This is a genomic window from Streptococcus sp. GMD4S, assembly GCF_000296955.1.
In genome coordinates, this window is sequence record NZ_AJRE01000057.1 from 1 (window position 1) to 13,127 (window position 13,127).

Sequence of the window (13,127 nt, forward strand, 5' to 3'; positions counted from 1 at the left end):
TCGTTTTCAACGTTGACTACAGGGATTTCGTATTGGTCGTAAGTTTCTGTATTCATGAAGTAGGCTGTGTCATCCATTTTGTACAAGTATTGAGCTGGGACAGTCTCGATGATGGCTTGTTCAAATTTTTCCTCTGGACGGTAGCTTGTGTCAAATGTAGAACCAGTACGGACATCACGCAATTTCATACGCATGATTGTATTTCCTTTACCTGGTTTGTGGTGGCTAGCTTCCAAAACGCGGATCAATTTTCCGTCAGCTGTTTCAAAGGTCATACCAGCCTTTAATTTACTTGCTTCAATCATGTTTTTACCTCTTTAATAAATAATTTACTCTTTATTGTACCATAAAAGACAACATTACTCAAATGTCAGAAGGAGCTTAATTAGTTGACTGGTACGATATTTCCATCTTCGTCTTTAGTAACGAGGACGTATTTTCCATCGACTTCGATATAAAAATTCTTGCTAGTAGCTTGCCCAGCATTTTGAGCCGGTGCTTGATTTTGAACTTGTTGGCTTAGTTGACCACCCAGAGTTTGGCCAAGATTCATGCCCATAAACATGTTCATCCCATTGCCATTCCCTTCGTTGGCAGCTGCAGCAATAAGTGCTTCGTTACGAGCACGGCGTTCTTCGATTTCAATCGTGTTGTACTTCATTGCCACGAGCTCACTATCAAGCTTGCGAACGATATCAAGACTTTCTTGGTCGTAGCTGAGGTCTTCAAGCAAGATGTTAGTTGCTTCAATTCCGTAGAGACCTGTCCAAACCTTGTTGACCTCTTGTTTAGCGAGTTCGTTAAAGGTGTCTTGGTTGGCATTGAGGCTATAGATATCAACCTTGTTTTCGTTGGTATATTTGGCAATGGCAATCGCGATTTTTGGTGCGATATTTTGACGGAGCGTTCCTTGAGCTACATCTTGGAGAGTAAATGGCTGTCCGTCAGTAATTTGACGGCTAACAGAACTCACGTAGAAGAGGACTGGATCTGCTATTTTTACATCAAACAAGCCATAGAAACGGATATTAAGCAGCTGTTGGTAACGTTCGCTGAAGTATTCGACCGCGTTTTGTGTGCCGAACTTATTACCTGCAATAGGTTGCATGCGGATAAAAATAATTTCTTGTTGGGTGATGACTTGTCCACCGAAAGAGAAACGGTTTTTAAAGCTTTCCCAAGTGCCTTTTAAACCACCTTTTTCAAGGAGCCAGGCATTATCACCAGCTTGCCATTCGTGGCTACCAGCTTCGAGGACTTCACCAAGGAAGGTACCGTTGTTTACCAAAACAGCGGTATAGCCTTGGGGAACGATAACCACACTGCCATCCGACAAGAGTCCAGTATTTTGATTGCTGTGACGAGAACGTCCATCGGGGTCTTTAGTGAGTAATTGTCCCTTGATGGCCAAGGCGTCGCCAGAGACATTGTCTGGAAGGACGATGGCTTCCTTGAATTTACTATCATTAAAACTATTTAAGCCTGCTGATAAGGCTGCACGTATAAATCCCATAATTCCTCCTAATTATAAAGCTCGTCTTCATCCACAACATCATAGGTATCCAGTACCCATTGGTTTGGACTGCGAGAGAGATTGGCACCACAGTAGTCGCACTCGCTAACTGCAGAGATTTTCAAAGGGGCGCCACAGTTTGGACAGTGGTCGCTCACAACTTGGTCTGGATTGACTGCTTGCGTTTGGCTACCGTGTTGACGGATAAAGTTTAATTGATACACGGTGAAGAGATCTTTTTTAGGGTCTCCTTCAATGACACGGCGAGTCTCATCGTCAATGACATAGTCCCGCAAGGTAGATGACAGAATCACCACTAAGGTATCGTTTCCGTCAGGATTTTCAATGAACTCCTTGATGCGAACATTTTCGATACAAACTTTCTCTAAAACATTAGTTGTTTTAGATCGAATATGGTCCTCAAGTTGGGTACTGTGTTGGGAGTAGAGACTGGTACTTTCCAAAGCGCGGACAGAGTTCCAATTTTTCTCAGTCCAGGCAACCTGCAATTTAAGGTAGACTTCCTTAACCCAAGATGTGAAGGCTACCGCGTCAAAGTTTGGATCCCCATATTTCACACGACTAATGGCCAGTGTGTTGTGTTCAACTCGACGATGGAGCGTTTGAGAATCATTACTAGTGTAGGTTGAACTCGAATCTCCAGACTTATTCCGCAAGGATTTGACGATAACAACTAGTATGATTCCTCCGACTAATATGAACATAAATCCTAAATAGGGAGAGCTAGCAGAACTGTCAGAGGATGATCCATATCCAGAGCGGTAGTAGTGGTAGGATGATCCGCCAGAACGACTTCCACCTCCACTTGAGCGGCTGCTACTGCGGCTGCTCCCTCCACTTCTGGAATGCCCGACACCTGCATCAACGATTTGAGGCACGGATAGAAAAACAAGTAATAAACAGGTCATTAAAAGAGCGTAAAACTTTTTCATGTGTCTCCTAACTATATGATTGAAAAGGTAGAATTCTGAATTCGAATGATTATTAAACTATTAATAACCTTTAAAATAATCTAAGATATACTAGGCGTTATTTACTAGCATTTAGCTTCTTTATGGAATGGCGCTCGATGAGCCATCCCACAATCCACCCTATTGCTAGCAAGTAATTTTCAAAAGCACCGATAGCATTTACAGGAGAGTGATACTCCATATAATTGAGTAAGTGATTTGTTCCTATTCCAATTCCGCCAATAATGAGAGCAAGAAGTGCGATTCGTAGATAGAACCAATCGTATTTAATATTGATAGCGAGAATAATAATCAATACAGCTAAATTCCATATTCCAATTTCTCGTTGCCAACCAGCAGATATTCCGTACCCGGAGTGGCTTCCCATGTACGATGGAAAGAAAATTTGTAGTATAGAAGCGCCTAACATAGCGATGATGACTAAGACAAATAGCAATCGTAAAAATTTGTTCATTTATTCTCCTTGTCTCATTCTCGTCTTAAAAGTAGAAAAAAGTGTATAAAGAGTAAATTACTCACTTTCTTTCAACTTAGCCAATTCTTGTGCAAGCAGTTTAAGGGCGACTTGTGGGTTGGCTTGGCCTTTGGTTGCCTTCATAAGGAATCCTGTGAAGGCCTTGTCTGCGTTGCGTTTACCTGACTTGAAGTCGGCAACGGCAGCTTCGTTATCCGCAAAGACTTGGTGGATGATTGGGATCAAGACATCTGGATCAGAGATTTGCACCAAGCCTGCTTTTTCCACGTATTCACGCGCGCCACCGCCATTTTTAGCCAGATGGACAAAGACTTTCTTGGCAATCTTAGAAGAGATCGTGCCGTCTTCGATGATGGCAATCATTTCTACTAAGTTTTCTGGTGTTAATTCGATTTGTTCCAGTGTCTTACCTTCGGCGTTCAAGAACTGAGCAACTTCACCTTGGAGCCAGTTAGAGACTTGTTTGGCATCACCACCGAGTGCAACAGCTTTTTCAAAGAAGTCAGAAGTGACTTTGTTTGCCGTCAACTGGCTAGCATCGTAGTCTGATAAGCCAAGGTCAGATACGTAGCGCGCACGACGTTCTTTTGGAAACTCTGGTAATTCAGTGCGCATTTCCTCAATCCACTCATCTGAGATTTCAAAGAGTGGTAGGTCTGGTTCAGGGAAGTAGCGGTAGTCTGCAGCACCTTCTTTGACACGCATGAGGATGGTTGCCTTGTTAGCTTCATCGTAACGGCGTGTTTCTTGGCGAATTTGACCACCTGAGCGAAGGATTTCAGCCTGGCGTTGGACTTCGTATTCGAGACCTTTGCGAACATTTGAGAAGGAGTTGAGGTTTTTCAACTCAGTCTTGGTACCGAATTTCTCTTGACCATAAGGACGAAGGGAGATGTTGGCATCCACACGCATAGAACCTTCTTCCATCTTAACGTCAGAAATGCCAGCGTACTGGATGACTTCCTTGAGAGCTGTTAGATAAGCATAGGCTTCTTCTGGGGAACGCATGTCGGCTTCAGATACGATTTCAATCAATGGCACCCCTTGACGATTGAGGTCAACATAAGAGTAGCCATCTGTACAGTGGGTGTTTTTACCAGCGTCTTCTTCTAGGTGAGCACGTTCGATACCGATTTTCTTAGTCGTACCGTCTTCTAGCTCGACTTCAATCCAACCATTATAACCGATAGGCTCATCAAACTGAGAAATTTGGTAGGCTTTTGGATTATCAGGGTAGAAGTAGTTCTTGCGGTCGAAGTGCATGTGCTTGTGGATGTCCATGTTGAGGGCAAGAGCGGCCTTGATACCAGCATCGACAACACCTTTATTGAGAACCGGAAGTACTCCTGGGAAAGACCAGTCAATCACGTTGGTATTGGCGTTTTGGTCATTTCCGAAGTGGGCAGAAGTTGGTGAGAAGATTTTTGAATTGGTGTTGAGCTCTACGTGGACTTCAAGTCCAATGACTGTTTCAAAGTTCATTAGTTGTCACCTCCAAAAATCACGGGTTGTTGTTTGTGGTAGTCTGTTGTCGCTTCAAAAGCAGCAGCAGCTTGGTAAATGGTTTCCTCAGAGTACTTAGGACCGATCAATTGGAGACCGACTGGGAGACCTTGAGAGAATCCAGCAGGAATTGAAATTCCTGGGAGGCCTGCCAAGTTGACTGGGATGGTCAAAAGATCAGCCAAGTACATGGCAACTGGGTCGTGGTTGAGGGAGTCCAAATCGTAGGCAACACTAGGAGCAGTTGGTCCCAAAATCAAGTCGTAATCCGCAAAGACGTTTTCGAAATCTTGAATGATGAGGGTACGGACTTGTCCAGCCTTTTTGTAGTAGGCATCGTAGTAACCTGATGAAAGACTGAAAGTACCTAGCATGATACGGCGTTTTACCTCTTCACCGAAACCTTGACTACGGCTGTTCACATAGATTTCATCAAGGTTGCTTGCATCTTCTGCGCGGTAGCCGTAACGGATACCGTCAAAACGTTGCAGGTTTGAGGAAGCTTCTGAAGAAGCTATAATGTAGTAAACGGCAACACCGTATTTAGAGTGAGGAAGACTGACTTCTTCGACAATGGCACCAAGTTTTTCAAAGTGTTTGGCTGCCTTGATAATGGTTTCTTTAACTTCTGGGTCAATTCCTTCACCGAGGTATTCTTTAGGCAAAGCAATTTTCATACCTTTGATGTCTTGACCGATTTTTGAAGTAAAGTCGGCAATGCGGACAGGAGCAGAAGTCGAGTCTTTAGTATCTTCGCTGGCAATCGCATTGAGCAAGAGGGCATTTTCCTTAACAGTTGGTGCAAAAGGCCCGATTTGGTCTAGTGAGCTACCGAAAGCAATGAGACCGAATCGAGAAACCGTTCCGTAGGTTGGTTTGAGACCAACAATCCCGTTGAAGGCAGCAGGTTGGCGGATGGATCCCCCCGTATCAGAACCAAGTGACAAGCGGACTTGACCTGAAGCCACAGCTGCGGCAGAACCACTTGATGATCCACCAGGAACCTTGCTGTGGTCCCAAGCATTTTTAGTTGCACCGTAGTGGGAAGTCTCACCTGATCCACCCATGGCAAATTCGTCCATGTTGGTTTTTCCGACAACAATCATGCCCTTGGCTTTTGCATTGGCAACGGCTGTCGCATCAAAGATAGGCTCGTAGTTGTAGAGCATTTTTGAGGCTGCGGTTGTGAGGATGCCGTCTGTAGAGATGTTATCCTTAACAGCCAGTGGAATTCCTGAAAGGACATTATCCGCGTCAATTCCAGCTTCATCAATGGCTTTGGCTTGAGCAAGGGCTTGTTCTTCAGCGATAGTGACAAAAGAATTGATAGCTTTCTCGCGAGACTTGATATCTTCAAGCGTGGCTTGGGTCAATTCAGTAGCTGAAATCTCCTTAGATACAAGGAGGTTGTGCAAGTCTTCAATCGTTTTGTTATTAAAAATCATTAGGCATCTCCTCCATCATCTAGGATAGCTGGTACCTTGATATAGTAATTGTCTTTTTCAGGTACGTTTTTAAACAAGCGATCACGGTCAGTTCCTTCTTCGGCCACATCCGGGCGGAGTACGGTCTTGCGGTCTGCCATGGTCGTAGTAGGTGCGACACCAGTTGTGTCGACTTCGCCTAGCAATTCAACCATGTCAACAATTTTAGACAAGGTTGTCGCAAAGGCAGCAGTTTCTTCTTCAGAGAATTTTAATTTTGAAAGATTGGCAACGTGTGTTACCTCTTCTTGCGTAATTTTCATCTTGCATCCTTTCGTGAAATGATGATTTTTAGTCTGTTCTATTTTACCATATTTTCCTATAAATAAGGGAGCCAAACTGAAAAGAAATAGAAATTGAAAAATCGCTTTTAATTCGCTATAATGGTTAAACTAGAGAATAGAAAAAATAAGAGTTAGGATAGAAATATGTTCCATCAATTTATCACCAGATCTCAGACGGTTCCTCCTCCCATTTCGCTCTTTTGGTATGGGATTATGATGCTTACTTTAGTACTTTGTATTTATGGAGCACTTGTTTATCACAAAAATCCGAAATTTGTCCGCTTGTTTAAGGGGATTCAGATTCTCCAGTTACTTGCCCTATATAGTTGGTATGTTGGTTTTGGGATTCCCTTTTCTAACAGCCTTCCTTTTTATCATTGTCGTTTGGCTATGTTTGCGGTGGTTTTCTTGCCCGATAAATGGCGGAGCAAGCAATATTTTGCTCTCTTAGGAGCAAGTGGAGCGGTCTTTGCTTTGGTTTACCCGGTTTTTGACCCCTATGATTTCCCCCATATCACCAGTTTTTCCTTTTTGATTGGCCACTATGCCCTTCTAGTGAATTCCTTGGTTTATTTGATGAATCACTATGACAAGACCTTGCTTAAGAAGTATATGATTGTAGCCTATACCTTTGTTCTCAATCTCTTTCTAGTTGGGGTTAATCAGGTGACGGGTGGAAATTATGGTCTCTTAAGAGATACCCCGTTTATCTCGAATGCTCCTCTATGGCTAAAGTACCTTCTTGTGTCCGTCATCCTTTCGCTGGCTCTGGTTCTCTTTGATATCTTGTTCAAAAAACGGTGGAAAAAGAGAAATCAGACACAATCTGTGCTCTAGCTTGCCTTTTCGTCAGACGAGCAATTGAAAAACTCCCTAAAATCCGATATAATGGAGAGTCGAAAGGAATGGTAAAATCCAATGTAAACATCATTCTTAGCTACTGAAACAACTAAAAATAGAAAATCAAAGAAAGAGAACTTATGACTATTCAAGAAGAAATTAAGAAACGTCGTACTTTTGCTATCATCTCCCACCCGGACGCCGGGAAAACAACCATCACTGAGCAGTTGCTCTACTTTGGGGGTGAGATTCGTGAGGCTGGTACTGTAAAAGGGAAGAAAACAGGGACTTTTGCCAAATCTGACTGGATGGATATTGAGAAACAACGTGGGATTTCGGTCACGTCATCTGTTATGCAGTTTGACTATGATGGCAAGCGCGTGAATATCCTCGACACACCAGGGCATGAGGACTTCTCAGAAGATACCTATCGTACCTTGATGGCGGTGGATGCTGCGGTCATGGTCGTGGACTCTGCCAAGGGTATCGAGGCCCAAACCAAAAAATTGTTTGAGGTTGTCAAACACCGTGGCATTCCAGTCTTTACCTTTATGAACAAGCTGGACCGTGACGGTCGTGAGCCACTGGACCTCTTGCAAGAACTAGAAGAAGTCCTTGGCATTGCGAGTTATCCAATGAACTGGCCAATCGGGATGGGGAAAGCCTTCGAAGGCTTGTATGACCTCTATAACCAACGCTTGGAACTCTATAAAGGAGATGAGCGTTTTGCCAGTCTGGAAGAAGGGGATAAGCTCTTTGGAAGCAATCCTTTCTACGCTCAGGTTAAGGACGATATCGAACTGTTGCAAGAAGCAGGAAATGAATTTTCAGAAGAAGCTATTCTTGCAGGAGAACTGACTCCGGTCTTCTTCGGTTCAGCTCTGACTAACTTTGGGGTTCAGACCTTCCTTGAGACCTTCCTTAAGTTTGCTCCAGAACCTCATGGACACAAGAAAACAGACGGAGAAATTGTGGATCCTTATGACAAGGATTTCTCAGGATTTGTCTTTAAAATCCAAGCCAACATGGACCCTCGTCACCGTGACCGCATCGCCTTTGTCCGTATTGTATCGGGCGAATTTGAGCGAGGAATGAGTGTCAATTTGCCTCGTACTGGTAAGGGGGCCAAACTATCGAATGTGACTCAGTTTATGGCGGAAAGTCGTGAAAATGTGACCAATGCCGTGGCAGGTGATATTATCGGGGTTTACGATACCGGTACTTATCAAGTTGGGGATACCTTGACAGTTGGAAAAAACAAGTTTGAATTTGAACCACTGCCAACCTTTACTCCTGAAATTTTCATGAAAGTTTCTGCTAAGAACGTCATGAAACAAAAATCCTTCCACAAGGGGATTGAGCAACTGGTGCAAGAGGGAGCCATTCAGCTTTATAAGAATTACCAAACAGGCGAGTATATGCTAGGCGCTGTTGGTCAACTCCAGTTTGAAGTCTTTAAGCACCGCATGGAAGGCGAGTACAATGCCGAAGTGGTCATGAGCCCAATGGGTAAAAAGACCGTTCGCTGGATCAAGCCTGAGGACTTGGATGAACGGATGTCATCAAGCCGAAATATCTTGGCTAAAGACCGTTTTGACCAACCTGTCTTCCTCTTTGAAAATGACTTTGCTCTTCGCTGGTTTGCGGACAAGTATCCAGACGTAGAGTTGGAGGAGAAGATGTAAATCGTTACAAATGACTAGCAACACAAAGTTGCTATCATTTAACGGTAACCGCTATGGCGGTTTACCTAAACGCTTCACTAGGTAAAACCCACGAATGGTATCGATTCGTGGGTTTTGCCGTCGTAACATAAAGGAAGCGAACTAGCTAACTGCCTTACTAACTACGTTTGGCAAATAGAATCGATTTGCCAAACTCCGTGTCGTAGTGTAAAATCGGCTTACCTAAACGCTTCACTAGGAAAAATCCACGAATTTTATCGATTCGTAGATTTTTCCGTTGTAACGGGTAGTGAGAGGGCTAGCAACCTGCCTCACTAATTCATCGGCGAAAAATAATCGTTTTCGCCTCTTCGTGTCGTAGATTTCGGCTATTAATTAGTATGGCATTTTGCTTAAATGCGTCGTAAGAAAAGTCCGTGAATGCTTTCGATTCGTGGATTTTTTTGTTGGAAAGGCTAGAAAGTTACCTCGGCTACCGGCCTCATTGATTCATTTGTGAAACTGCCTTTAAATACTCTATTCCTAAAAGTCTGTGGATGCTATTGATTCATGGACTTTTTCTATATTTTGAATAAAAATCAATTCCCTGAGTGATTGGAATTATTTGCTCAAATTTTAAAGCATTTGGAAATGGTTAAAAATAAATAAAATATATTAACAGAACAATAAAATGAAAATTATATTGAAAAAACAGAATAGATTTGAAATAAAGTCATTTTTGAAATCATTTTCTTTCTTTAGAGTGTGTTATAGATATTGAATTGTCGGTATATTTGGTATATAATAAAAAGATAGTATTTTATAGGTGAATAAATTCTTTTTTATCTTTTTTATATAGAGGGAAGTAACATGTTTTTTAGACGCCAGAAAGGTGAATATAGAGAAACAGACCGTGTGACACGGTACAAATTAATCAAATCAGGGAAGCATTGGCTACGGGCCTCGACTTCCCTTTTTGGCTTATTTAAGGTGATGCGTGGAAGCGCGGATACGAGCCAAGTAAAGACAGAAATGGTTGAAAAGCAAGAAGGTCAGAAGTTGACGGGCTTGGATGTCTTGAAAGGGATAGCAGCTACGGGGACGATCTTAGGTGGTTTTGCTGCGACGCAAACGCGTGTTTATGCCAATGATGCAGTCGCTGTTGAAAAGACTGTCGAATCAAAAGATACCTTGGCGACGAGAGATTCAGTAGTACTGGGGACGACTCAGGATCATCAAGATACTGCTAGCTTGTCTCTGTCTACCAGTCAAAGCCAGTCATTGTCAGAATTAAATTCGCAGAGCGCCAGTCAATCTGCCTCTACGAGTCAGTCCATCAGTGCCTCAAGCTCTTCTAGTATGAGCCAGTCGATGAGCCAATCTGCTTCTACTAGTCAATCTTTGGCAAACAGTCAAAGTGTAACTGCTAGTTCAAGTGAATCCCTTGGAACACAAAATCAAGCGAATAGTAATCTGTCAGAGAGAGCTTCAGTTGGTGTTCAAAGTCAGTACCAAGCAAGTGAGCCAGCTCGGGAGACAGTGAAAGAATCACAACCTTCAAAAGAATTAAAAGCAGTTGATTTTTCTACAGAATCCTTGCCTCAAAGTGAGTCTGGTCTTGTAAAGAATGAAGATGTGACGGCTGAATCAGGTCTCACAATGACTTCCGTTGCCATGACGGAAAAACAAAATGAAGAAAAACGGAAGAAATTAGAGGCCTTGTCTGCTGAGATTGGGCAGTTTCTAGCTCAAGCGCAGGGACTTCCGAACTCGGATGAGGCGATCACGAAGGCTAGTCTAACGAAGAATGAGATAGCAGAAGCCTTGAAAGGTGAGGCTTCTGACCTTGCCACTATCCTACAAAAAGCTACAGAAGCTCGAAACAGTATTGCAAATGCTGTATTACGTGCCAACTCTGGACTTCGTGACAGCAGAAATGGACAAGCTTTGACCCAAGCTTCAAATACCGCTAGCTTCAGAGCTGCTAGGGATACTGAGAAGCCAGAACTTCAGAAAATAACCGTTACAGGTGGCGCAGTTCTAGAAGGGCAAAAATTTAAAATTTATCGAGAAGAAAATTTTTCTGGGACCATTGAGTTTACTGATAACAGTGGTCGAATTGAACATGCAAAATTTGTTCCTACTGCTGTTCCCGCGGCCTATCCGGCTACTTCAACCGTTGTCTCATTCACTACGAGTAATGGTCAAAGTATCAGCATGATTGTTCCGACAAATAAACTAGCCAAAGATGGAAATGCTACAGCATCAAATCCTTTCACCGTTTCAATCACGGGTTCTGTTGGAAAAAATCAAGCAGTAAATAGTTTGTGGACTCGTTATGTTTTCACCTATGATCAGGAAGGTAATTTTAGCGGAAATACTACTGACGTAGGTCTTGTAAAAGATTTAACAGCCAACCCTGCCGCAATTCAATTTGAAGTCCATGCTCAGTCTGAAAAGTACGAACCAGCTATCAATGCTGAGGTGAATCGAAACTTTACTCTAACTGCCAATTCAGGGACTGTTTCTGTTGGTGAAGCCAGTCAGTACATCACGAATGCTACAGGGACGCCAGAATTACCTACTACAGGAATTACTAAGGGAACTAGAACAACCTATACTTGGAAATCTGGAACCAATACGAATTTGTCTGCTGGTCGGCATACTTTGACAGCGGTGGTAACTTATCCAGATGGAAGTACGGATGAAATTGACGTGAGCTTTACTGTGCGCCCTCAGACGCCAAGGATAGAGAATCAATATCTTAACGAAAAAGGTGGGCTCTCAAATCAAGCGATTACGGTAGATGGGGTTGCTCCAGGTGGGACAGTTACTTTAACAATTGCAGGTGAAACATTTACTAAACAGGCAACGGGGAGTTCTACCAGTGTAACCTTTACTGCAACTGACTTGAAGAAAGTATATGATCGCAATGGAGGACGACTTCCTAGTGGACCAGTGACTGGTAGTACGACAGTGGATGGTTTGGTTTCAGATACATTTAATGGGCAAATCACGCCAAATCAAGCGTCAATTTCAGTAAGTAATAGCCAATCAGCATCGGTAAGCTCAAGCCAATCCGCTTCAGCGAGCGCGAGCCAGTCTGCCTCAGTAAGCTCAAGTCAGTCAGCATCTGCAAGCTCAAGCCAATCAGCCTCAGTAAGCGCCAGCGAATCCGCTTCAGTAAGTGCTAGTCAATCTGTTTCAGTAAGTTCGAGCCAATCAGCATCTGTAAGTTCGAGCCAGTCAGCTTCAGCGAGTGCAAGTGAGTCAGCCTCAGTAAGCTCGAGTGAGTCAGCCTCATTGAGTGCTAGCCAATCTGCATCGGCAAGTTCGAGTCAGTCAGCGTCAGTCAGCGCGAGTCAATCTGCATCATTGAGTGCAAGTCAATCTACCTCAGTAAGTTCAAGCGAATCTGCTTCAGTGAGCTCAAGCCAGTCAGCTTCAGTAAGCACCAGCCAATCCGCCTCAGTCAGCTCCAGCCAGTCAGCTTCAGTCAGCTCGAGTCAATCTGCTTCATTGAGTGCTAGTCAGTCCGCATCAGTAAGTTCGAGTGAATCTGCGTCAGTGAGTGCTAGTCAGTTCGCGTCTGTAAGCTCAAGTCAATCTGCGTCTGTAAGTTCAAGCCAGTCAACATCTGCAAGCTCAAGCCAATCAGCCTCAGTAAGCGCCAGCGAATCCGCTTCAGTAAGTGCTAGTCAATCTGTTTCAGTGAGCTCGAGTCAGTCAGCATCGGTAAGTTCGAGCCAATCCGCTTCAGCGAGCGCGAGTCAATCAGCTTCAGTGAGCTCAAGTCAATCAGCATCGGCAAGTGCCAGTCGATCAGCTTCAGTGAGCGCAAGTCAGTCAGCATCGGTAAGTTCGAGTCAATCAGCTTCAGTAAGTGCTAGTCAGTCAGCATCTGCAAGCTCGAGTCAGTCAGCTTCAGCCAGCGCGAGCCAATCCGCTTCAGTGAGTGCGAGCCAGTCAGCCTCAGTAAGCGCTAGTCAATCTGTTTCAGTAAGTTCGAGCCAATCAGCATCAGTGAGTGCCAGTCAATCCGCATCAGTAAGTTCGAGTCAATCCGCCTCAGCGAGCTCGAGCCAATCCGCCTCAGTGAGTGCTAGTCAGTCTGCTTCAGCGAGTTCGAGTCAGTCTGCCTCAGTAAGCTCTAGTCAATCTGCATCATTGAGTGCAAGCCAGTCAGCTTCGGTAAGTGCTAGTCAGTCTGCCTCAGTAAGCACAAGTGAATCAGCGTCAGTGAGCTCGAGTCAATCCGCTTCAGTGAGCTCGAGTCAATCCGCTTCAGCAAGTTCGAGCCAATCAGCATCTGCAAGTGCTAGCCAGTCAGCGTCCGTAAGCTCAAGTCAGTCTGCTTCAGCAAGTGCGAGTC

The 13,127-nt window shown here is 43.9% G+C and carries 9 protein-coding genes and 1 pseudogene; 3 read left to right on the forward strand and 7 right to left on the reverse strand.

Annotated features, from left to right (window positions below):
* From GMD4S_RS05495 to gatC, 7 genes and pseudogenes are all read right to left on the reverse strand, one after another.
* Positions 1-305: pseudogene (locus GMD4S_RS05495) on the reverse strand (elongation factor P); the annotation flags it as partial.
* 80 nt (positions 306-385) lie between these two features.
* Positions 386-1,513 (reverse strand): SPFH domain-containing protein, encoded by a 1,128-nt coding sequence (locus GMD4S_RS05500; RefSeq protein ID WP_000505815.1) that lies wholly within the window; start codon positions 1,511-1,513, stop codon positions 386-388.
* A gap of 8 nt (positions 1,514-1,521) precedes the next feature.
* Positions 1,522-2,466, reverse strand: coding sequence for a zinc-ribbon domain-containing transport protein (locus tag GMD4S_RS05505; RefSeq protein ID WP_000715061.1), 945 nt, complete (start codon positions 2,464-2,466; stop codon positions 1,522-1,524).
* 97 nt (positions 2,467-2,563) lie between these two features.
* Positions 2,564-2,959, reverse strand: a complete 396-nt coding sequence (locus GMD4S_RS05510) for a hypothetical protein (RefSeq protein ID WP_001031998.1) — start codon at positions 2,957-2,959, stop codon at positions 2,564-2,566.
* A gap of 57 nt (positions 2,960-3,016) precedes the next feature.
* On the reverse strand, positions 3,017-4,462 hold the full coding sequence (gatB, locus tag GMD4S_RS05515; protein ID WP_001008632.1) for an Asp-tRNA(Asn)/Glu-tRNA(Gln) amidotransferase subunit GatB: 1,446 nt from the start codon (positions 4,460-4,462) through the stop codon (positions 3,017-3,019).
* Positions 4,462-5,928 (reverse strand): Asp-tRNA(Asn)/Glu-tRNA(Gln) amidotransferase subunit GatA, encoded by a 1,467-nt coding sequence (gene gatA, locus GMD4S_RS05520; RefSeq protein WP_000576992.1) that lies wholly within the window; start codon positions 5,926-5,928, stop codon positions 4,462-4,464. Before gatA ends, gatB begins: the two co-directional genes overlap by 1 nt.
* A complete protein-coding gene (gene gatC / locus GMD4S_RS05525; protein ID WP_000705411.1) occupies positions 5,928-6,230 on the reverse strand; it encodes an Asp-tRNA(Asn)/Glu-tRNA(Gln) amidotransferase subunit GatC in 303 nt (100 codons plus the stop codon). Before gatC ends, gatA begins: the two co-directional genes overlap by 1 nt.
* 165 nt (positions 6,231-6,395) lie before the next feature.
* Here gatC and GMD4S_RS05530 point away from each other — a divergent pair, with 165 nt between their 5' ends.
* From GMD4S_RS05530 to GMD4S_RS05540, 3 genes are all read left to right on the forward strand, one after another.
* Positions 6,396-7,088 carry a YwaF family protein gene (locus GMD4S_RS05530; protein ID WP_000468954.1) on the forward strand — a complete coding sequence of 231 codons (693 nt, stop codon included), beginning with the start codon at positions 6,396-6,398 and terminating at the stop codon, positions 7,086-7,088.
* A gap of 143 nt (positions 7,089-7,231) precedes the next feature.
* Positions 7,232-8,776 (forward strand): peptide chain release factor 3, encoded by a 1,545-nt coding sequence (locus tag GMD4S_RS05535; RefSeq protein ID WP_000155103.1) that lies wholly within the window; start codon positions 7,232-7,234, stop codon positions 8,774-8,776.
* Between the two features lie 849 nt (positions 8,777-9,625).
* Positions 9,626-13,127, forward strand: a 3,502-nt coding sequence (locus GMD4S_RS05540) for an accessory Sec-dependent serine-rich glycoprotein adhesin (protein WP_000466194.1), incomplete at its 3' end; no start/stop codon positions are given.

Coding starts and splice junctions, on each gene's coding strand:
- gatC (WP_000705411.1), bottom strand. CDS start 6,230: ATGAAAATTACGCAAGAAGAGGTAACACACGTTGCCAATCTTTCAAAA.
- GMD4S_RS05510 (WP_001031998.1), bottom strand. CDS start 2,959: ATGAACAAATTTTTACGATTGCTATTTGTCTTAGTCATCATCGCTATG.
- GMD4S_RS05505 (WP_000715061.1), bottom strand. CDS start 2,466: ATGAAAAAGTTTTACGCTCTTTTAATGACCTGTTTATTACTTGTTTTT.
- gatA (WP_000576992.1), bottom strand. CDS start 5,928: ATGATTTTTAATAACAAAACGATTGAAGACTTGCACAACCTCCTTGTA.
- GMD4S_RS05500 (WP_000505815.1), bottom strand. CDS start 1,513: ATGGGATTTATACGTGCAGCCTTATCAGCAGGCTTAAATAGTTTTAAT.
- GMD4S_RS05535 (WP_000155103.1), top strand. CDS start 7,232: ATGACTATTCAAGAAGAAATTAAGAAACGTCGTACTTTTGCTATCATC.
- GMD4S_RS05530 (WP_000468954.1), top strand. CDS start 6,396: ATGTTCCATCAATTTATCACCAGATCTCAGACGGTTCCTCCTCCCATT.
- gatB (WP_001008632.1), bottom strand. CDS start 4,462: ATGAACTTTGAAACAGTCATTGGACTTGAAGTCCACGTAGAGCTCAAC.